This is a genomic window from Mesorhizobium silamurunense, assembly GCF_014843825.1.
GTDB classification, from domain to species: domain Bacteria; phylum Pseudomonadota; class Alphaproteobacteria; order Rhizobiales; family Rhizobiaceae; genus Mesorhizobium; species Mesorhizobium silamurunense.
This window is the reverse complement of sequence record NZ_JHQR01000122.1, coordinates 1-20405: the sequence shown is the minus strand read 5'-3', so window position 1 is coordinate 20405 and position 20405 is coordinate 1. Positions and strand designations below refer to the sequence as shown.

At 60.9% G+C, this 20405-nt stretch carries 20 protein-coding genes and 1 pseudogene; 18 read left to right on the top strand and 3 right to left on the bottom strand.

The annotated features are described in order from the left end of the window. The first annotated feature begins 87 nt into the window (after nt 1–87). The gene (locus DH10_RS13935; RefSeq protein ID WP_312891267.1) at nt 88–291 is read left to right on the top strand and encodes a DUF1858 domain-containing protein; all 204 of its coding nucleotides are present in this window, start codon (nt 88–90) and stop codon (nt 289–291) included. Here the strand turns inward: DH10_RS13935 and DH10_RS13930 are convergent. Then, nucleotides 288–992 (bottom strand): Crp/Fnr family transcriptional regulator, encoded by a 705-nt coding sequence (locus tag DH10_RS13930; protein ID WP_192249459.1) that lies wholly within the window; start codon nt 990–992, stop codon nt 288–290. The two genes, DH10_RS13935 and DH10_RS13930, sit on opposite strands and share 4 nt — an antisense overlap. A gap of 205 nt (nt 993–1197) precedes the next feature. On the opposite strand from DH10_RS13930, the gene DH10_RS13925 reads away from it, so the two are divergent. The 6 genes from DH10_RS13925 (at nt 1198) to DH10_RS13900 (ending at nt 6272) form a co-directional block, all read left to right on the top strand. After that, nucleotides 1198–2415, top strand: coding sequence for an NnrS family protein (locus DH10_RS13925; RefSeq protein ID WP_192249456.1), 1218 nt, complete (start codon nt 1198–1200; stop codon nt 2413–2415). A gap of 126 nt (nt 2416–2541) precedes the next feature. After that, nucleotides 2542–2988 carry a pseudoazurin gene (locus DH10_RS13920; protein ID WP_192249453.1) on the top strand — a complete coding sequence of 149 codons (447 nt, stop codon included), beginning with the start codon at nt 2542–2544 and terminating at the stop codon, nt 2986–2988. A 267-nt stretch (nt 2989–3255) separates the two neighbouring features. Then, nucleotides 3256–4359: a copper-containing nitrite reductase gene (gene nirK, locus DH10_RS13915; protein ID WP_192249450.1), complete on the top strand. Its 1104-nt coding sequence runs from the start codon at nt 3256–3258 to the stop codon at nt 4357–4359. Nucleotides 4360–4425: 66 nt separating this feature from the next. Next, nucleotides 4426–5289 (top strand): SUMF1/EgtB/PvdO family nonheme iron enzyme, encoded by an 864-nt coding sequence (locus tag DH10_RS13910; protein ID WP_192249447.1) that lies wholly within the window; start codon nt 4426–4428, stop codon nt 5287–5289. 216 nt (nt 5290–5505) lie between these two features. Beyond that, the gene (locus DH10_RS37900) at nt 5506–5763 is read left to right on the top strand and encodes a group III truncated hemoglobin (RefSeq protein ID WP_343221533.1); all 258 of its coding nucleotides are present in this window, start codon (nt 5506–5508) and stop codon (nt 5761–5763) included. Between the two features lie 77 nt (nt 5764–5840). Further along, nucleotides 5841–6272 (top strand): potassium channel family protein, encoded by a 432-nt coding sequence (locus DH10_RS13900; protein ID WP_192249430.1) that lies wholly within the window; start codon nt 5841–5843, stop codon nt 6270–6272. Nucleotides 6273–6293: 21 nt separating this feature from the next. Here DH10_RS13900 and hemN read toward each other — a convergent pair whose 3' ends face one another. Continuing rightward, nucleotides 6294–7673 carry an oxygen-independent coproporphyrinogen III oxidase gene (gene hemN / locus DH10_RS13895; RefSeq protein ID WP_192249427.1) on the bottom strand — a complete coding sequence of 460 codons (1380 nt, stop codon included), beginning with the start codon at nt 7671–7673 and terminating at the stop codon, nt 6294–6296. Between the two features lie 106 nt (nt 7674–7779). On the opposite strand from hemN, the gene DH10_RS13890 reads away from it, so the two are divergent. The 9 genes and pseudogenes from DH10_RS13890 to ccoS all read left to right on the top strand — a co-directional run bounded on the left by DH10_RS13890 (nt 7780) and on the right by ccoS (nt 16823). Beyond that, nucleotides 7780–8493 (top strand): Crp/Fnr family transcriptional regulator, encoded by a 714-nt coding sequence (locus DH10_RS13890; protein ID WP_192249546.1) that lies wholly within the window; start codon nt 7780–7782, stop codon nt 8491–8493. 251 nt (nt 8494–8744) lie between these two features. Continuing rightward, nucleotides 8745–10355: a cytochrome-c oxidase, cbb3-type subunit I gene (gene ccoN, locus DH10_RS13885; protein ID WP_192249424.1), complete on the top strand. Its 1611-nt coding sequence runs from the start codon at nt 8745–8747 to the stop codon at nt 10353–10355. Between the two features lie 10 nt (nt 10356–10365). Further along, nucleotides 10366–11097: a cytochrome-c oxidase, cbb3-type subunit II gene (ccoO, locus tag DH10_RS13880; RefSeq protein WP_192249421.1), complete on the top strand. Its 732-nt coding sequence runs from the start codon at nt 10366–10368 to the stop codon at nt 11095–11097. Between the two features lie 12 nt (nt 11098–11109). Next, nucleotides 11110–11259 (top strand): cbb3-type cytochrome oxidase subunit 3, encoded by a 150-nt coding sequence (locus DH10_RS13875; RefSeq protein WP_192249418.1) that lies wholly within the window; start codon nt 11110–11112, stop codon nt 11257–11259. A 2-nt stretch (nt 11260–11261) separates the two neighbouring features. Beyond that, entirely contained in the window at nt 11262–12125 is an 864-nt protein-coding gene (gene ccoP, locus DH10_RS13870; RefSeq protein WP_192249415.1) for a cytochrome-c oxidase, cbb3-type subunit III, read from the top strand. A gap of 170 nt (nt 12126–12295) precedes the next feature. After that, nucleotides 12296–13862: pseudogene (gene ccoG, locus DH10_RS13865) on the top strand (cytochrome c oxidase accessory protein CcoG). Continuing rightward, nucleotides 13859–14374, top strand: a complete 516-nt coding sequence (locus tag DH10_RS13860) for a FixH family protein (protein WP_192249408.1) — start codon at nt 13859–13861, stop codon at nt 14372–14374. Before ccoG ends, DH10_RS13860 begins: the two are co-directional and overlap by 4 nt. Then, nucleotides 14371–16656: a cation-translocating P-type ATPase gene (locus DH10_RS13855; RefSeq protein WP_192249403.1), complete on the top strand. Its 2286-nt coding sequence runs from the start codon at nt 14371–14373 to the stop codon at nt 16654–16656. The genes DH10_RS13860 and DH10_RS13855 overlap by 4 nt, the downstream gene beginning before the upstream one ends. Beyond that, a complete protein-coding gene (ccoS, locus tag DH10_RS13850) occupies nt 16653–16823 on the top strand; it encodes a cbb3-type cytochrome oxidase assembly protein CcoS (protein WP_192249400.1) in 171 nt (56 codons plus the stop codon). Before DH10_RS13855 ends, ccoS begins: the two co-directional genes overlap by 4 nt. A 33-nt stretch (nt 16824–16856) precedes the next feature. On the opposite strand, the gene DH10_RS13845 is transcribed toward ccoS, so the two are convergent. Further along, entirely contained in the window at nt 16857–17405 is a 549-nt protein-coding gene (locus DH10_RS13845; RefSeq protein ID WP_192249397.1) for a hypothetical protein, read from the bottom strand. Between the two features lie 362 nt (nt 17406–17767). On the opposite strand from DH10_RS13845, the gene DH10_RS13840 reads away from it, so the two are divergent. Together DH10_RS13840 and fixJ are read left to right on the top strand one after the other, a co-directional pair. After that, on the top strand, nt 17768–19255 hold the full coding sequence (locus DH10_RS13840; RefSeq protein ID WP_192249543.1) for a PAS domain-containing sensor histidine kinase: 1488 nt from the start codon (nt 17768–17770) through the stop codon (nt 19253–19255). Then, a complete protein-coding gene (gene fixJ / locus DH10_RS13835; RefSeq protein ID WP_312891264.1) occupies nt 19245–19856 on the top strand; it encodes a response regulator FixJ in 612 nt (203 codons plus the stop codon). The genes DH10_RS13840 and fixJ overlap by 11 nt, the downstream gene beginning before the upstream one ends. Nucleotides 19857–20405: the final 549 nt, after the last annotated feature.

Here is a 20405-nt window from a genome sequence, read left to right as displayed (position 1 = left end):
CCGTCTTTGCTTCAGAGCAACGAACGCACTGAAAAGGCCAGGCAGGATAGTTGTTTGCAAATGCGGACAAGCAACATGAAACGCAAATTGAACGACGATGCGACGATGGATGGGATCATGCGCAAGGCGCCGGCGGCAATCCGTGTCGTTCTCCAGCACGGAATGCTGTGCGTCGGCTGCCCGATCGCTTCCTTTCATACCGTTTCCGATGCGGCACGCGAGCATGATCTTGACGAGGACCAGCTTCGCTGCGATTTGGAGGCGGTCATTGACGCCGGTGAAACGGACTAGCCCTTTGCCACGCGACCTTCGGCGATGACAAGGAGGCGATGCGGCTCGACCACGACTACCCTTTGCCGTCCGCTCTTGACGAACCCTTGGTCCTCCCAAGCGGAAAGCAGCCGGCTTACCGTGTGGAGCGTGGTGCCCGTCATTTCCGCGACATCCTGACGTGAAATCGGGAAGTCGATCAGAATCCCTTCCTCGGTCTTTTTCCCCGACTGCTTGATCAGCTTAAGCAACGCATGCGCGACGCGCTGCTCCACCTGCTCGGTGGACATCTCGATGATACGCGCGTGGGCATCCTGCAGCCTGCTTCCCACCGCCTTGTAGGTATTGGCGCTGAAGCTCGGGAACGTTGTCGCGAATGTCGGCCAGAGCTGGCCGGGCCAGGCAAGCACAACGCAATCGACAACGGCAATCGCGCTTGCCGGATAGGTGGTCCGACCCAGAGCGTGGGCGATCCCCATCAGCTCGCCCGGGCTTATGTATCGCACGGTCACCTCGTGTCCGTCCGGAGTCGACTTCACCACGCGCACATGGCCGTCGAGCAGCAGGAAGAACGAATGCGCCTCCTGTTCCTGCTCGAACACCGGCTGATCCTTCGCGATCCGGACCGACCTCGCCTGCCCGATCATGCGATCGAGATCCGCGGCAGCGATGCCCTCGAAGAGGGAAAGCCCGGCAATCAGTGATCGGTCAAGGCTTGTCAATTGCCTTTTCTCCCCAACTTCAACTGCGCAAACGCGCTCAGGTCCCCTGGCCAGACTGTGTCACGGACGACCGCCTGTCGACAAGTGAAGCCTCCTGTCGCCGTCAATCAGTCGGCTGTTTGCGCTGAGGCAAATTCCCTCCTTCAGGGGCGGGATAAAAGAGCCCCAAACAGGAAATCCTGCCCGGTTTCCAATGAGGCATGTCATGGCAATTCCGCGGACGCGGCCAAGCGCTTATCCGGCAATCTTCTCCTACGGGTTCCGACCCTTCTTTCTGCTGGGCTCGCTGCAAGCCGCCACCGCGATGCTTTTGTGGTTGCCTCTCTACTACGGCAAGCTTGGAACCCCTAGCCTGTTCCTGCCTGTGGACTGGCACATCCACGAGTTGCTCTTCGGCTACCTGCCCGCGGTCGTGACAGGCTTCCTGCTGACCGCAATTCCGAATTGGACCGGACGACTGCCGGTTCAAGATTTTCGCCTTATGATCCTTGTGCTGCTGTGGATCGCTGGCCGAGTGGCCGTGTTCCTTTCCGCGGAAACGGGTTGGCTGGCAAGCGCGGTCATAGACTGCTCTTTTCTGCTGGCGGTGGTGGTTGCTGCGGCAATCGAAATCATCGCTGGGCGAAACTGGCGAAACCTCAAGGTGCTTCTGCCGGTCGCGACCCTGTTGGCTGCAAATGTCATGTTTCATGCCGAAGCGCATTACCAGGGCGTCTCCGACATGAGCCGGCGCCTCGGCCTTGGAGCGGTTGTCGTCCTCATCATGATCATTGGCGGACGCATCGTTCCGAGCTTCACCCGCAACTGGCTGGTTCGCGAGAAGCCGGGACGGCTCCCGGCATCGTTCGGCAGGTTCGACATCGGAACGATCGCGCTGTCCGCTGTCGGACTCGCTGCGTGGAGTTTTTTCCCCGACAGCATTGCAACCGGCGTGCTGCTAATCGCCGCCGCGGTCTTCAACGCTGTTCGGCTCGCCCGCTGGGCCGGCGACCGGACGTTGTCCGACCCCTTGGTTCTGATCTTGCATGTTGCATTCGCGTTTGTGCCGCTTGGGCTGCTGCTCGCCGGACTGGCCGTCTTCTCTCCAGCAAGGATCCCTCCGGTTGCCGGCATTCATGCCTTTGCGGTGGGCGCGATCGCCTGCATGACACTTGCCGTCATGACGCGGGCCACTCTCGGCCACACCGGCCGTGCGCTGAAGGCAAGTGCCGGAACATGTGCGGTTTTCGTTGCGATCCTCATTGCTGCCGTTCTGCGCGTGGCCGCCGCAATCGCGCCTGCCGAGACAATTCTCCTCCACGTGTCAGCGGCGTTCTGGATTGCCGCTTTCGCCGGCTATGCGGTGCTGTTTGGCGGGTTTCTCACGCGCGCCCGCCTGCGCGCACGTGCCGCCAATCGTTCTTTGAAGAGCGGGCCTTCTTGAAGAACGGGCGGGGCAGCCGCTCATTTTCGTCGAGCAATTTGCGCCAGCGCAAATCGCCGGGTCGCCCAACGATCTACAAGGACGCAACGGTTGATGCCGTGGTGAAACAAAGAAAGGAACTCTCCAATGAAACTGCCCCTGATTGCCGCGGCGATCGCCTTGATCTCAATCGCCGGTGCTGCAAATGCCGAAGAACATGTCGTCCAGATGCTGAACAAGGGTGAGAAGGGCGCGATGGTCTTCCAGCCCGACTTTGTCCGGGCCGCACCCGGCGACACCATCAAGTTCGTGCCGACCGACAAGAGCCACAATGCCGAGGTCATCAAGGGCATGATCCCGGACGGCGCCGAAGCCTTCAAGGGCAAGCCTAGCGAGGAAATAACGGTCACCCTTACCAAAGAGGGCGTCTATGGCGTGAAGTGCGCCCCCCACTACGGCATGGGCATGGTGGCCCTGATCGTCGTCGGCAAGCCTGTCAACCTGGAAGCGGCGGAAGCCGTCAAGCAGATCGGCAAGGCAAAGCCCGTCTTTGCCGAGCTTTTCGCCGAAGCGACCAAGACCGCTTCGAACTGATCCGACAGCATGCGAGGCTGCCTCCGGCAATGGCGGGCTGGAGGCACTGGCCGGACAGACCAGGGGAGAGGTCTGTCCGGCCATTTTTTGTGCCGGCCGCGCGTTGCGCCGGCGCTGGCAAGCTCACCAGACCGTTACGCGTCTCTTTCGAGTCAAGGTTCTCAAAAATGGTCGGGCGACCTGCAGCAGATTTGCGCAAACGCAAAGACGAGCACGGCAAAGATACTATTCTGGCTTCGTCGAAACGTTGAGGTCGAGGAGATGAAAATGCTTACGAGACGCGAGGCTTTGCTGAGTTCTGTTCTTACCGCCGCTGCCATTGCCACCATCGGCTCGGCGCCGGCGATGGCGGCCGCGAAGGATGTGGCCGGACTGCCACGCGAGAAGGTGACCCTGGTCGCGCCACCTTTCGTGCACGCTCACGACCAGGTGGCCAAGGGCGGCCCCAGGGTTGTCGAGTTCACCATGACGATCGAAGAGAAGCCGATGGTCATCGACGCCGACGGCACGCAGCTCAACGCCATGACCTACAACGGCTCCATTCCGGGCCCTCTCATGGTCGTACATGAAGGCGACTATCTCGAGCTTACGCTCGTCAATCCCGATACTAACACGCTTGCCCACAACATCGACTTCCATGCGGCGACAGGCGCGCTCGGCGGCGGCGGGCTGACCCTGGTCAATCCGGGCGAACAGGTGACGCTACGCTTCAAGGCGACCCGGCCGGGGACGTTCGTCTACCATTGCGCGCCCGGCGGAGCGATGATCCCCTGGCATGTCGTGTCGGGCATGAGCGGCGCGGTGATGGTGCTCCCGCGTGATGGGCTGAAGGACGAGAAGGGCAAGCCCGTACGCTACGACCGCATCTATTATATCGGCGAGAACGACTTCTACATCCCGCGCGACGAGCAGGGAAAATTCAAGAAGTACGACTCGGCCGGCGACAACTACGACGACACCGTAAAGGTGATGCGCGGTCTGATCCCGACGCATGTGGTGTTCAACGGCACGGCCGGATCGCTGACCGGCGAAAACGCCATGAAGGCAAAGGTCGGCGAAACGATCCTGATCGTCCATTCCCAAGCCAACCGCGACACCCGCCCACATCTGATCGGCGGCCATGGCGATTTCGTCTGGGAAGGCGGCAAGTTCGCGAACCCGCCCGCCAAGGACATGGAGACCTGGTTCATCCGCGGCGGATCGGCGGGCGCAGCGCTCTACACGTTCCGGCAGCCGGGGATTTACGCCTACGTGAACCACAATCTGATCGAGGCAGTCGAGCTCGGCGCGACCGCGCACTTCATGGTCGACGGAAGCTGGGACGACGACCTGATGATGCAGGTCGAAGCTCCCAAGGTAATTGCTTCATAGGCAGAGGGCCGCTCTGCAGCCCGCCGGCACCTGCCGGCTGGCTGCACCGGCAAGCGGGGTTCGAGTATGTCCTTCGATCCTGTATTCACATTCGGAACGATCGCGGCCGCCGCGCTCATCGGTTTGGGTGTCAGCCACGCGATCGATGACACGTCATCGCAGCTGGGAGGTCCAGACGCGGTAAACGAGTTGGTGACGCTGACACCCGGCTCATTCGACCACGCGCAGCCTGGCGAATTCCTGAAGGACAACCATCCCGCACCGGCACCCGTGGTGGGAGAGACCATCGACGCGCCGCTGGAGATCATGAAATTCCAGGTGACCGCATCGGACTATGACCGTTGCGTTTCGGATGGCGCCTGCAAGCCTGCGGACTCGCGCCTTGCCGGCAACGTTCCGGCGACTGGCGTCAGCTTCATTGATGCGCAGGCCTATGCGAACTGGCTGTCGGCGCGAACGGGCGAAACATGGCGGCTGCCGACCGACGTGGAGTGGGCCTATGCGGCAGGCGAACGGTTCCGGGCCGACATTGAGGGCGGTGAAGGCGACCCGGCCGATCCGGCGAAGCGATGGCTCACCCAATATCGCAACGAGACCGCGCTCGGTCGCAAACCAGATCCTGAACCGAGGGCGCGCGGGTCCTTCGGCTTCAACGCAAAGGGTGTTGCGGACATTGCCGGCAATGTCTGGGAGTGGACTTCCACATGTTACGCCCACGCGACGGTGTCCAGCGGCCGCGTTGCCAGATCGATCAGCAATTGCGGCGTGCATGTTGTGGAGGGTTTCCACAGGACCTACATGTCGAACTTCGTCCGCGACGGCAAAAGCGGCGGTTGCGCGGTCGGCACGCCGCCCGACAATCTGGGCTTCCGCCTTGTCCGTGACCGTGGTGGCTTCGCGCAGGCGCTTCGTCGCCTGGGCCTAACCTGATTGCGTAGACAACAAGGAATATGAATGACCTCGAAGTCAGTCTTGCCTGACAGGGTTCGCCCTGCTGCCGAACAGCCTCTGATCCGTCCCGGCGTCGATCGGACATCGATAGGAGCACTGGTCCGCAAATTCTATTCCAGGGTGAGAAAGGATAAGCGCCTTGGCCCCATTTTCGCCCGCGAGATCGTTGGTGATTGGGAGCCTCACCTGGAGAAGATGACGGACTTCTGGTGTTCCGTCATTTTGAAAAGCGGCGTCTATCAGGGGCGGCCGGTGCCGGCTCACCTGAAGCTCAAGGATGTCACCGAAGCCGACTTCGAGATCTGGCTGGCTCTCTTCCGCGAGACGGCGGCAGAGCCGTTCGCGCCCGAAACCTCGGTAGTGTTCGTCGAGCGGGCGCAACGAATAGCCGCGAGCCTGAAGCTCGCCATGTTCTTTCGCCTTGATCGTACCGCGCCTGCGGACAGCCAGTAAGGCTTCTCCAGAACAGCCGGATCGGCAGGTTTGATCTGGCGCAAGGAATACGGTTCTTCGGACCGTAGTGTCCCCGAATGATCCTCAATCTTTTCGTCGGCACGATCGTCATCAGCCTGACGGTCCTGATCCACACTTTCGGCCTTATCGCCGTCACTCATGCGATGGCGCGCCTCGTGGCGCTCTTCCGCATGCACGGCCGCCGCAGCCGGGTCATCGCCATGATTACAGTCGTGATGGGCCTTTTTGCGGTCATGACGGCGGAAGTCTGGCTATGGGCCGGCGTGTACCGGCTGCTCGGAATCCTGAGCGACTTCGAGACGGCGCTCTACTTCTCGACCATCACCTTCTCGACGGTCGGCTATGGAGACGTGGTGCCGGCCCATGGCTGGCGCGTCCTGGCGGCTTTGGAAGGCATCAACGGGTTTCTGCTGATCGGCTGGTCGACGGCCTATCTGATCGCGGCCGGCACCCGTGTCGGCCCATTCAGGATCGGCGAGCATTTTTGATGCGCAGCCTTAAGCCGTTGCTCAAACGGCCACCGAATGCCTGGCGTTTCCATTCCTGAGATATCTGTCGAATTTCGCCGCCACCGTCCTGACCAGCGGGTGGCTTTCCGCCGGCACGACGAAGTTCTCGCCTTCGAGCCGGAGAAGCTCGCCGGCACCGCTGATGGCGAGGCGGCTTGCCTCGCAGAGCAGCTTTTGGCCGACAGCTCCAAAGCGCTCGACCAGGTCCACCGCCGAGAAGGCGAATTGGCACATCAGGCGCTCGATGACCCAGCCTCGCGCCTGATCATCGACGCTGAGTTCAATCCCGCGGGCTATCGCCAGTTGTCCGGAGTCCACGGCCCTTTCATATTCACCGGTCGCGACGATGTTCTGGGCGTAGCCCTGCCGATATCGGCTGATGGAGGAGGGACCGAGACCGATCAGGGTTTCGCACTGGTCCTCGGTATAGCCCTGGAAGTTGCGGCGGATCTTGCCGCCGCGCGCAGCGACCGCAAGCGTGTCCTGCGGCTTTGCGAAATGATCCAATCCCAAGGCCTCGTAGCCGGCGCCGACAATCGTTCGCGCGGCAAGTTGCGACTGTGCCAGGCGCGCGGTGGAATCGGGCAGCCAGGCCTCATCGATCATCGTTTGATGTTTCTTGAACCACGGCACATGCGCGTAGCCAAACAAGGCAAGCCTGTCCGGCGCCAGTGTCAGCGCTTGGCCGACAGTCGCCGCAACACTCTCGCAGGTCTGATGTGGCAGGCCATAAAGAAGGTCCAGGTTGACGGAAGTGACGCCCCGCGCGCGCACTGCATCGACGATGCTTTTGGTCAGCGCGAAACTCTGCTCGCGATTGATCGCCTTCTGAACCTTGGGATCGAAGTCCTGAACGCCGAGACTCGCTCTCGTCATGCCGATCGCGGCGAAGGCATCGAGCCGACCCTCATCCATGTCGTTCGGGTCGATTTCGACGCTGAGACTGGCATTGTCGAGGAAGTCGAATCGATCCCGCAGCGCTTTTCCGAGCAAGAGGATGTCTTCGGGCTTCAGCATCGTCGGGGAACCGCCGCCGAAATGAACGGCGCGGACCTTGCCCCGGCCGCTCACCAGCCCGCCGACCGTTTCGATTTCCCTGTGCAACGAGCGCAGGAAGGTGACCACGGGCGCATAGTGTCGGGTCTGCTTGGTGTGGCAGGCGCAGAACCAGCACAGCCTGTCGCAATAGGGGATATGCAGATACAGCGATATCTCGTCATCGCCCTCAAGCGCGTCCATCCAACCGCGAACCGTTACCGCGTCGACGCCCGGGTGAAAGTGCGGGGCCGTCGGATAGCTCGTATAGCGAGGTACGCTATCGCCAAGGCCTGGGGTGGGCGTTGGGCGAGTTTCTTGGATGGTGGCCGCTGCGTTGCTCATGGCAGGCAAACTGCCGAAACTACTCCGACAAAGCCTTGATTTCGATCAAGGCGGCACAGGACGCAACCGGCGCAAATTGCTTTCCTATTTTGTTGCGAGCGTCGTAATGGCCGTCAAACAGGATGCCAAACATGCCGACGTTCCCCCGATTTGCAGATCCTGCAAAGCGCGGCGCGGCGGATTATGCGGTGCGCTCAACACCAGCCAACTCGCCGAGCTGGCGAAAGCCTCGTCAAGACATGAGGTTTTGGCAGGGACGGAACTGTCCGACGATGAAACCTACTCGACCCTGTTGTCCGGCGTAGTCAAGCTGACGAGAAATCTGTCGGACGGTCGTCAGCAGATTGTCGGGTTCCATTTTGCGCCCGATTTTCTGGGCAGGCAGTTCGAGGCAAAATGGCCGATCAAGGCCGAAGCCTTGACGAAGGTGGCGCTCTGCTCGTTTCCAAGCACGATCATCGAGCGAATGACGAACGACACCCCGGAGCTTGGGCATAGGTTGCTTGAGCACGCGCTGAACGAACTCGACGAGGCGCGCGACTGGATGGCGGCTCTGGGGCGCAAGACTGCGTCCGAAAAAATCGCAAGCTTCCTTCTCATGGTCGCCAGAAACATCGATCGTGCCAACCATCCGGCTAGCTCGACGAGCTTCGACCTACCGCTTACGCGCGCCGATATCGCCGATTTTCTTGGACTGACCATCGAGACGGTTAGCCGCGAATTGTCCAGACTGCGATCGGACGGTGCAATCCAGATTGTCAACAAGCGGCATATCAGTCTCGCAAGCACGAGTGAGCTCGAGGAACGTTGCGGGGACTGAATAGCAACCTCCGACACTCTGCCAAACAGTATCGAGCTTCGGCCTCATCGAATCGGTCCCGAGTCGGCCCGCTTCTTTGCGGTCTTTGCATGATCGCCCCACCGCGCGCGAACTCGTGGCGACACGGATGCCTCCCAAACAAAACAGTACGCGTTTGACCTGAATCAAGGCCGGAGGATGGAAAAACCCGAAATGGTGCCGCGAGCGGTCAACTTCCGCAGAAATTTTTGAGACGAGATCGGGGACTTGCGATGAGATTTGGCACGGAGATCGTCCTTCTAACCCTGTTTGCCTTTGCCGCCCTTGTGGCTGCCGGCTTCGGTGCAGATGAACCTTTTCGCCAGCATATGTGGGTTTTGTTCTTCGCCGTGGCTGGCTTTACCGCGATCCTGCTGCGCAACACGGATTTCAAGCCGGCAGCTCCGATAGACCCCACCGCCTACATGGATGGCCCGATCCGCTACGGAGCCATCGCCACGGTGTTCTGGGGCGTCGTCGGCATGCTGGTTGGCGTTGTCATCGCTCTCCAGCTTGCCTACCCTGACCTCAATTTCGGGCCTTGGCTCAATTTCGGCCGACTGCGACCTGTCCATACCTCCGGCGTCGTCTTTGCCTTTGGCGGCAACGCCCTGCTTTGCACGTCGCTGTACGTCGTCCAGCGCACATGCAGGGCGCGACTTTTTGGCGGCAACCTCGCCTGGTTCGTGTTCTGGGGATATCAGCTTTTCATCGTCATGGCCGCGACAGGCTATCTGCTGGGCATCACCGAGAGCCGCGAATATGCCGAGCCGGAATGGTATGTCGACATCTGGCTGACAATCGTCTGGGTCGCCTATCTGATCCTTTTCCTTGGCACCATTCTGAAGCGCAAGGAACCGCACATTTACGTCGCCAACTGGTTCTATCTCTCTTTCATCGTGACCATTGCGATGCTGCACGTGGTCAACAACCTGTCGATGCCCGCCTCGTTGGTCGGCTCGAAAAGCTACTCCGCCTTCTCAGGCGTTCAGGATGCGCTGACGCAGTGGTGGTACGGGCATAATGCCGTGGGCTTCTTTCTGACGGCCGGCTTCCTCGGCATGATGTACTATTTCGTGCCGAAGCAGGTGAACCGGCCAGTCTACTCCTACCGCCTTTCAATCATCCACTTCTGGGCCCTCATCTTCCTGTACATCTGGGCGGGCCCTCATCACCTTCACTACACCGCACTGCCCGATTGGGCGCAGACGCTGGGCATGGTGTTCTCGATCATGCTGTGGATGCCTTCCTGGGGCGGCATGATCAACGGCCTCATGACCCTCTCCGGGGCCTGGGACAAGATTCGCACGGACCCAATTGTCCGCATGATGGTCGCGGCTATCGCCTTCTACGGCATGTCGACCTTCGAAGGCCCGATGATGTCGATCAAGACGGTCAACTCGCTCTCGCATTACACGGACTGGACCATCGGCCACGTTCACTCGGGCGCGCTCGGCTGGGTCGGCTTGATCACCTTCGGCGCCATCTACTACATGGTGCCGAAGCTCTGGAACCGCGAGCGGCTCTATTCACTGCGGCTCGTCACCTGGCACTTCTGGCTGGCAACGCTCGGCATCGTTGTCTACGCGGCGGTGATGTGGGTTTCGGGCATCATGCAGGGGCTCATGTGGCGGGAGTACGACGAGCAGGGATTCCTCGTCTACTCCTTCGCCGAGACCGTCGCCGCCATGCATCCCTACTATGTCATGCGCGCCGCGGGCGGCGCCATGTACCTCACCGGCATGCTGATCATGGCCTGGAACGTCACCATGACCATTCTTGGCTACCAGCGCGAGGAACAGTCCTCGCCGGGTTCCGCCCCCGCCCTCCAGCCTGCCGAATAAGGAGCCAGACATGGGCCTGATGGATAAACACGCGCTGATCGAGAAGAACGCCACGCTGCTTCTTGTCGGATCCCTGCTGGTCGTGACCGTCGGCGGTATCGTCGAGATCGCGCCTCTATTCTATCTCGACAACACGATCGAGAAGGTCGAGGGCATGCGCCCCTACTCGCCGCTCGAGCTCGCCGGACGCAACATCTATGTGCGCGAGGGATGCTACCTCTGCCACAGCCAGATGATCAGGCCGTTCCGCGACGAGGTGGAGCGCTATGGCCATTACAGCCTGGCGGCCGAGTCGATGTACGATCACCCGTTTCAATGGGGGTCCAAGCGGACCGGCCCCGATCTCGCTCGCGTCGGCGACCGCTACTCCAACAGCTGGCACGTCCAGCACCTTACGGACCCGCGTTCCGTCGTGCCCGAGTCGATCATGCCTAGCTATGCGTTCCTGAAGGACACGCCGATCGAGGTGAAGGATTTCTCGACGCACCTCGTCGCCAACCGGCGTGTCGGCGTCCCTTACTCCGATGACATGATCGCCAATGCCAATGTCGATCTGATGGCGCAGGCCGATCCCAATGCCGACACCTCCGGCCTGGAAAAGCGCTATCCAAAGGCCAAAGTCGGTGACTTCGACGGCAATCCGCAACAGGTCACCGAGATGGATGCCCTCGTGGCCTATCTCCAAATGCTCGGCACACTGGTCGATTTCAAGAATTACGACGAAGCCGCCGGCTATCGCTGAGGAGGGCAAACGATGGACTACAACCTGATGCGCGAGTTCGCGGACAGCTGGGGGCTGCTGGCCATGGCCCTGTTCTTCATCGGCTGCGTGGCCTTCGCGTTTCGCCCTGGCGGCAGGACGCATGCCGACCAGGCTGCACAGATCCCACTCAAGGACGATTGATCATGAGCAACGAGCATATCGACGAAATCTCGGGCGTGATGACGACCGGCCACGAATGGGATGGAATCAAGGAGCTCAACAATCCCCTGCCGCGCTGGTGGGTGATCACCTTCTACGTCACCATCGCCTGGGCGCTCGCCTACACGATCGCCTACCCCGCCTGGCCGATGCTGAGCTCGGCCACCAACGGCGTCCTGAGCTTTTCCAGTCGCAACGACGTCAAGAACGAACTGGCCGCCGCGGAAGCCGCCAAGGCTAAGTACGTCGCGGCAATTCAATCCAAGAGCGTTTCCGAAATCGCCGGCGACGACGCGCTGCGCGAGTTTGCCGTCGCGGCCGGTGGTGCCGCATTCAAGGTCAACTGCGTGCAATGCCACGGATCCGGCGCACTGGGGTCGAAAGGATTCCCAAACCTCAACGATGACGATTGGCTCTGGGGGGGAAAGACGGAGCAGATTCATCAGACCATCACGCACGGAATTCGTTTCGCTGCGGATGCCGATACCCGCCAGTCGGAGATGACTGCTTTCGTCGATGTGCTTAAACCGGAACAGATCGCCCAGGTCAGTGCCTATGTGGCGAGCCTTTCCGGACCAATGCACGACAAAAGCTTGATTGAGCCCGGCGCTAAGGTCTTTGCGGACAATTGCGCCGCCTGCCATGGCGAGAACGCAAAGGGCAACAGGGAACTTGGAGCTCCCGACTTGACTGACGCGATCTGGCTCTACGGCTCCGGCGAGGCAGCCATCGCCGCACAGGTACGTGCCCCGAAGAACGGGGTGATGCCCGCCTGGGTCGGCCGCCTCGGCGAGACGACAGTCAAGGAGCTGGCTGTCTACGTCCATTCGCTTGGCGGTGGAGAATAGGAAGCGGGGCCTATTCTCGGCCCTCGGCCGTTCAAGCGACGAGGCCCGGCTGTGCCGGGCCTCGATTTTTTTGATCCCTCAATTTGACCTGCATCAACGCGACACGACGTGAGCGATTGCAAGATTGCAGGACAGAAGCGGCGTCATTTTCGGCGCGATTGGAGAACGTCGTGCTGGATCAGACACAGGTAGAACGGCTTGAAGCCGAGGCGGTCAACTCCGCCAAGTTGCGACAGCCGCTCTACGTGGCGCGCAAGAAGATCTTCCCGAAGCGCGCGTCCGGCCGTTTCCGCCAGTTCAAGTGGCTGGTGATGGCGATCACACTCGGTATCTATTATCTCACACCCTGGCTGCGCTGGGATCGCGGAGCCTTCGCTCCCGACCAGGCCGTGCTCCTCGATCTGGCGAACCGCCGCTTCTATTTCTTCTTCGTCGAGATCTGGCCGCAGGAATTCTACTATGTCGCCGGCCTGCTCATGATGGCAGGCGTCGGCCTTTTCCTGATCACATCGACGGTCGGGCGCGCCTGGTGCGGCTATACCTGCCCGCAGACCGTCTGGGTCGACCTGTTCCTTGTCGTGGAACGCGCGATCGAAGGTGACCGCAATGCCCGCATCAAGCTCGACGCCGCCCCGTGGACCGCTCGCAAGCTCTTCCTGCGCGTATCCAAGCATGCCGTCTGGCTCGTCATCGCAGTGGCCACGGGCGGCGCCTGGATCTTCTACTTCGCCGATGCCCCGAAGCTGCTCGGCGAAGTCGCCACTGGCACGGCGGCGCCAGTCGCCTATGTCACGATCGCCGTCCTGACCGGCACCACTTACGTTTTCGGCGGACTGATGCGCGAGCAGGTCTGCACTTACATGTGCCCCTGGCCGCGCATCCAGGCCGCTATGCTCGACGAAAATTCGTTGACGGTGACGTACAACGACTGGCGCGGCGAACCGCGGTCACGGCATGCCAAGAAGGCCACGGCCGCCGGACAACCGGTCGGCGATTGCGTCGACTGCAATGCCTGTGTCGCCGTCTGTCCCATGGGGATCGATATCCGTGACGGCCAGCAGCTGGAATGCATCACCTGCGCGCTGTGCATCGATGCTTGCGACAGCGTCATGGACAAGCTCGGCCGAGAACGCGGGCTGATTTCCTATGCAACGCTGGCCGACTACAACGCCAACATGGCGGTGGCGACCTCCGGCGGGGCCAGCCCGGTCAATCCGGCGCTCGTACGGACGGCGAGCGGCAGCTTCGTCGATGGCTTGGCACATTTCCACCTGGGCAAGATCTTCCGGCTGCGCACCTACATCTATCTCGGCGCGTGGTCGGCGATCGGGCTGGTGCTCGTCTATTCGCTGCTGACGCGCGAGCGGCTGGAGCTGAATGTCCTGCATGACAGAAATCCACAGTTCGTGACGCTTTCGGACGGCTCGATCCGGAACGGCTACACCGTCAAGCTGCTCAACATGATAGATGATACCCGAGCCGAGGACGATTGAGGTGACGCTGGAGGGTCTCGACGGCGGTGAGATGAGCGTTGTCGGCATCGACCAGCCTCCGAGCCGCTCATTTTCCATTTCGGTCGAACCTGACCGGCTGAAGACGCTGAAGGTCTTCGTTCGGCAACCCGCGGACCAGATCAAGAAGCCGGTGCAAAGCTTCGAATTTCGCATCAACGACCAGGCGAGTTCCGAATCCGCCGAGTACACCGCCAGTTTCAACGCACCGGAGAGCGGCAAATGAGCGCCGAAACGCGGAAGCCACGCGAGTTCACCGGCAGGCACATGTTGATCTCCATCGTCGCCTTCTTCGCGGTGGTCATCGGAGTGAATGTCACCATGGCAACGCTCGCCGGCAGGAGTTGGACCGGCCTCGTCGTCGAGAACACCTATGTTGCCAGCCAGCAGTTCAACGAAGAAGCAAGGAAAGGAAGGGCGCAGGCGGCCCTCGGTTGGACGGGCAAGCTGACCATCGCCTCTGGCGAAGTCCACTACAGCCTTATCGACAGCCACGGCAAACCGGTGCCGCTGCACGGCGTCAGAATGCTGTTTCGCCATCCGGCCTACGAGGCCGAGGATGAAGCCGTGACACTCGCTGCGGCGTCCGGCGCTTCTCCTGGCAATACGCAGGAGTTTGCCGCCCGGCACGCGCCGAAGGATGGCGTCTGGATCGTGGAGATCGATGCAAGCGCGGGACTGATGTCAGCGTTTCGCGATGTCCGCCGCATCATGATCGTGAAAGGAGCCCTGCAATGAGCTGCTGCGCGCCGGGCGCCGAAATGGCGTTGGAGGTCGCCAACGCGGCGTCCGCTTCGCCATCGAGCGAGGAGATCAAGCTGGCCAGCCGCTCTCTGGGCGGCGACATTCGCCAGACCGAACTGTCGGTGCCGACGGTTCATTGCGGGGCTTGCATTCAGGCGATCGAGGCCGCGCTCGACAAGGTCGAGAATGTTGAGTCCGCTCGCGTCAACCTGTCGACGAAGCGCGTGTCAATTCGCTGGCACGGAGACAGTGTCCCGCCATTCTTTGCAGTGCTCGGCCGGCTCGGCTATCAGGCGCACCTGTTCGACCCGGAAATTCACGAAAAGGACAAGACGCTCTCAGAACTGGTCCGAGCCGTCGCCGTGGCAGGCTTCGCTGCCGGCAACATCATGCTGCTGTCGGTTTCAGTCTGGTCCGGCGCCGAGGGCGCGACACGGGATCTGTTTCATTGGCTGTCTGCGCTGATCGCCATTCCGGCTCTCGCTTTTGCCGGCGGTATCTATTTCCGCTCTGCTGCGAACGCACTGAGCCATGGCCGGATGAACATGGACGTGCCGATCGCGGTGGGCGTTTCCCTCGCTTACGCGATGAGCCTCTATGAGACCATCAACCACGGTGAGCACGCCTATTTCGACGCCTCCGTATCGCTGCTTTTCTTCCTGTTGATCGGCCGCACCCTGGACCACGTGATGCGCGAGCGGGCGCGAACGGCCGTCAACGGCCTTTCAAGGCTGGCCGCACGCGGCGCCTTGGTTCTGCGCGACGACGGTAGGCGCGACTACTTGTCCATAGGTGACATCGAACCCGGCATGCGCCTGCTTATCGCGGCAGGCGAGCGGATACCTGTCAACGGAGATATTTTGATCGGCAACTCCGATCTCGACTGCTCGCTCGTCTCCGGCGAAAGCACGCCCAAGGCCGTGAGCGCCGGGGCGCATGTCCAGGCCGGGACGCTCAACCTCACCGGTCCGCTGACGATGCGGGCGACCGCCGCCGCAAAGGATTCCTTCCTAGCCGAAATGGTCCGGTTGATGGAGGCCGCCGAAGGCGGGCGCTCACAATACCGAAGGATCGCCGACCGGGTATCCGCACTCTATGCGCCGGTGGTTCATATTGCAGCGTTCATGACCTTCCTGGGCTGGATGGTGGCGTCCGGCGATTGGCACCGGGCCATGACCATCGCCATCGCCGTGCTTATCATCACATGCCCCTGCGCTCTCGGCCTTGCCGTGCCGATCGTCCAGGTCGTGGCAGCCCGGCGCCTGTTCGAGGCCGGCGTAATGGTGAAGGACGGCTCGGCTCTGGAGCGCCTCGCTGTAATCGACACCGCCGTCTTCGACAAGACCGGAACACTGACACTGGGACAGCCAAAGCTTGTCAATGCCTCGTCAATAGATCCGACCATGCTCGCAATGGCTGCCGATATCGCAGCTCATTCGCGCCACCCGTTCTCGAAAGCCGTTGCGGCCCACGGGGGTTTTGCCGCCCAGCCCAAGCTCGACTCCGTGCGAGAGGAGCCCGGCTTCGGCGTCGAAGCGCTCACCGGCGGCGACATTTGGCGCCTCGGGCGGCGCGGATGGGCCGGGTGGAAAGCTCGCACCGGCGGTGAAGGCAAGATCGGCGGTTATGGCGGCACGGTGCTTTCGAAGAACGGCAGCATCGTCGCATGTTTCGCCTTCGAGGACGCGACCCGATCAGACGCCAGGGAGGCAATCCAGCAACTGAAGGACGCCAGTGTATCGGTCGATATGCTGTCCGGTGATACCGAGAGGGCCTGCAGCCAAGTTGCGAGCACACTCGGGATCGAGAGCTTCGTGCCAGCGTTGCTGCCCTCGGGAAAAGTTGAGTGGATCGAGTCGCTGACCCGTGCGGGACACAAGGTGCTGATGGTAGGCGACGGTCTCAACGACACGCCGGCGCTGCGGGCGGCACATGTCTCGATCGCCCCGGCGACCGCGGCCGATATCGGCCGCAAGGCCGCGGACTTCGTCTTCCTGCGCGAGAGCCTGTTCGCAGTCCCACTTGCGCTGGAGATATCGCGAAAGGCTGGTGGGCTCATTCGCCAGAACATCGCGATCGCGATCGCCTACAATGCCTTCGCCGTTCCAATCGCCATCCTTGGACATGTGACGCCGCTCATCGCCGCGATCGCCATGTCCGCCTCCTCGCTGATCGTGATCGCCAACGCCATGCGGCTTCAGGCCACGGTGAAAGCGGTTCCCGAAGTGACTCCGTCCAGGCGCCGCTCCGATGTCGTGGGAGTGGCCCACCCATGACCACGCTCGTCTATCTCATTCCCGTCGCCCTGTTCCTGGGAGCGCTCGGCCTGTCGGGCTTCCTTTGGGCGCTGCGCAGCGGCCAATACGAGGATCTCGATGGAGCTGCCGAGCGGATATTGATCGACCCCGATGACCGGCCCGGCGAAGCCGTGCGGTCGAGATGACGTTGACGATGCAAATCCTTGGCTCATCCAGCCCTAGATCGCCGCTGCGGCTATAAGCGGTCGAAGCAGCATCAGGGCGAATCCAACAAGCGCCGCGCCGGTAACCTTGTCCGCGGTCCACCTGCCTGCCCGAAGTCGCTTGCCGAACAAAAGCCAGAGCGATCCTGTAGTTGCTGTGATCCCAAGCAGTACAATCCAGAAACCGCCCAAAACGTGCGGCTTGGCATTCATCGGCACCATCGCCAGGCAATAGATGAACGCCTTCGGATTGAGGACGGTGGTCGCCAGCACGGAAAGCCCATCACCGCTTTCGGATGCATCGATCGGCTTGCAGCCCATCAGACGCAGGCCTAGAACCACAAGCCACCCGGCTGCGATCAGTCTGAGTATCTGGACAGCGTCAGGCGGCATCAAGGGGCGTAACGAAAGCCAAAGCGCCGCTGCGATCCCGTATCCGCATGCTTGCGCGACCAAGAGCGTAATCGCCTTCTCTCGCTTGACCGCACCCGCCATCAAGAGGGCATTGGTTGGCCCTGGCGCGACAAAGAGCAGAAATGCTTCCAGAAAAAATTGGCTATTCAATCTGCTTGATCCCGAGGATGCGTATATTTCAACTCCAAAACTCCGTTTGCCTTGACGATCGCCGCCGGGTTTGCATCAACGGCCAGGTTGACGATCGTTTTGTAGGACATGCGGGCACCTCGCCTGGAGAGCGGAACGCATCGTCATTTGCATTCTGCGGCGGGCGGCGCCTTGATACCGATCAAATGGTCACAGCAGCTGTTTGGCGGCAGGCGGATGAGTGCTAGATCAGCGACCACTGCTGTTCCCCGATCCGGAGATCACTCGTGAGCAAGAAGGGGCAAGCTTCGCCCGAAACCGTTGCCAAAGCGGCTCACCTGGCCGGCAGTGACAATTTGCCGGAGCATGATCTTCTTTCGCTGATGTTCAATCAGGCTCCCGGTTTCATGACCTTGCTCAGCGAGCCTGATCACGTTTTCCAGTTGACCAATGAGGCTTACCAGCGACTGATCGGTCAAAGGCAGGTTATTGGCAAGTCGGTTCGCGAGGCCCTGCCCGAGCTTGAGGGCCAAGGATTCTTCGAATTGCTCGATCGTGTCGGTGAAACGGGCGAGCCTTACGTTGGCCGCAATGCCAAGATCGTCCTTAGCAACGCTGAGACCGGCATTGCCGAAGAGCGTATCCTGGACTTCGTCTATCAACCCATCCGAGGCAAAGACGGCCGCATCGCCGCTATCTTCGTGCAAGGCACCGACGTCAGCGATCTGTCGTTCGCCAACGCCGCGCTGCAGTTGCGTGAGGATCACCTGCGTTCGATCCTGGCGACAGTGCCCGATGCGATGATCGTCATCGATGAAAGCGCTCTTATCCAGTCCTTCAGCACGGCAGCCGAGACATTGTTTGGCTACAAAGCCAGCGAAGTCATCGGTCAAAACGTCAAATTGCTGATGCCCTCGCCATACCGGGAACAGCATGACGCATACATGCAGCGTTATCTGACGACAGGAGAGCGCCGCATCATCGGGCTTGGGCGCACGGTAACCGGGATGCGCAAGGATGGATCGACCTTCCCGATGGAACTCGCCGTCGGCGAAATGCATCCGGGAACCGGCCGCTTCTTCACCGGCTTCTGCCGCGACCTGACGGAACGCCACAGAACGGAAGCCAGGATGCAGGAGCAGCAGCAGGAGCTGCTTCACATGGCAAGATTCACCGCGCTCGGCGAAATGGCCTCGACATTGGCGCATGAGATAAACCAGCCGCTGACAGCCATCACGAACTACCTCAAGGGCAGCCGCCGTCTCCTTGAGAAGAGCAAGGACGAGAATGCCGCCATGTTGCAGGAGGCTGTCGAGAAGGCTGCCGAGCAGGCCCTGCGCGCCGGCGATGTCATCCGTCGCCTCAGGGATTTTGTCGCCAGGGGCGAAAGCGAGCGTCAGGTCGAATTTCTGCCAGCGCTCATCGAGGACGCCTCATCGCTGGCTTTGGTTGGGGCCAGGGAGGCGGACGTGCGTGTCAGTTACGATCTCGATCCGGCGGCCGAGCTTGTTTTGACCGACCGAATCCAGATCGAGCAGGTGTTGCTCAACCTGATGAGAAATGCCGTTGAGGCCATGCAGGGCGCGCCTCGCCGGGAATTGCATGTCGTTACCGGGGCAAGACAAGACGGCATGGCGGAAGTTGGCGTAATTGACACGGGCCCGGGACTGGCGCCTGAGGTCTCAGCTCAGCTCTTCCAGCCTTTCGTCACCACCAAGAAGCATGGAATGGGCGTCGGCCTGTCTATTTGTCGGACTATCGTCGAGTCGCATGGCGGTCATATATGGGCGGAGCCAATGGCTGGCGGCGGGACCGCGTTTCGGTTCACTTTGCGCGCCGTGGAGAAGGAAGAGGTCGCCAGTGGGCAGTGATATCGTTCATGTGGTTGACGACGATGTCGACGTTCGCAAGTCTCTGGGTTTCCTTCTCGCGACAGCCGACTTTGCGGTGCGCCTCTATGAATCGGCGACAGCATTCCTGGCAACGGAACCGAAGGATATCGACGGTTGCATCGTCACCGATGTGCGCATGCCCGGCATCGACGGCATAGAGTTCCTGCGGCAGCTGAAGGCTAACGGCCATGCCGTGCCAGTCATCGTCATGACGGGACACGCGGATGTCGCATTGGCAGTGCAGGCGATGAAAGAGGGAGCCGCCGATTTCATCGAGAAGCCATTCGATGACCAAGTGCTGATCGACGCAATTCGCTCGGCTCTGGACACCCGCAACCATGCCGCTGCGTCACACCCGCAAACCGCCGACATTCGGAAGAATCTGGCCATGCTCTCGGAGCGGGAACGCCAGGTGCTCGACGGTCTCGTTTCGGGTTTGCCGAACAAGACGATAGCCTACGATCTTGGGATCAGCCCGCGCACCGTCGAAATCCACCGGGCGAACCTTATGAGCAAGATGGGCGCCAGCAGTCTTTCACACCTTGTCCGAATGGCATTGATCGCCGATCCTAAACACTAAAGCTCGTCACGCTGAAACGGATTCAGGCAATGGGCTTTAAGTCTTTGTTTTGACGCAATTCCGGACGGAAAACCGTTTCACACTTTTCCTGGAATTGCTCTAGGACGGGTTCTGAGGAGGATCCTCCCGGTCTTTCTCCAGGTGCCAGTCGCGCCAATGGGTCGGCCGGATATCTACGCGGATACCGGTAATGGCATGCCGCCATCCCTCACTGCCTTTTTCGCAAGGAAATACAAGCGCGTGCAGGCCCTCCTCGTCCAGAACGGCTAGTTCTAGGCTGCGGCCAAACGGAGCGCTTGCTATTGGATTCCACATCCGACCAGCGTGCGCCGAATTGGAACTCCGCGCTTTGATTTGAATCAGTTTTGGACGGGTTTGCGTCGAGGAAACCTGCCTACCCGGAGGCATCCACGCGTCTCCAATTTGACATAGCTCAAAGCGGAGCCTTCCCCTGGTTCGTAAGTTGAGCCCAGCGGATCGAACCGCCGCAGTCCGCGGCAGCACTTCCTGCACAGGAGCTCGACATGAATTACCAGCGGTTCTTCGAAG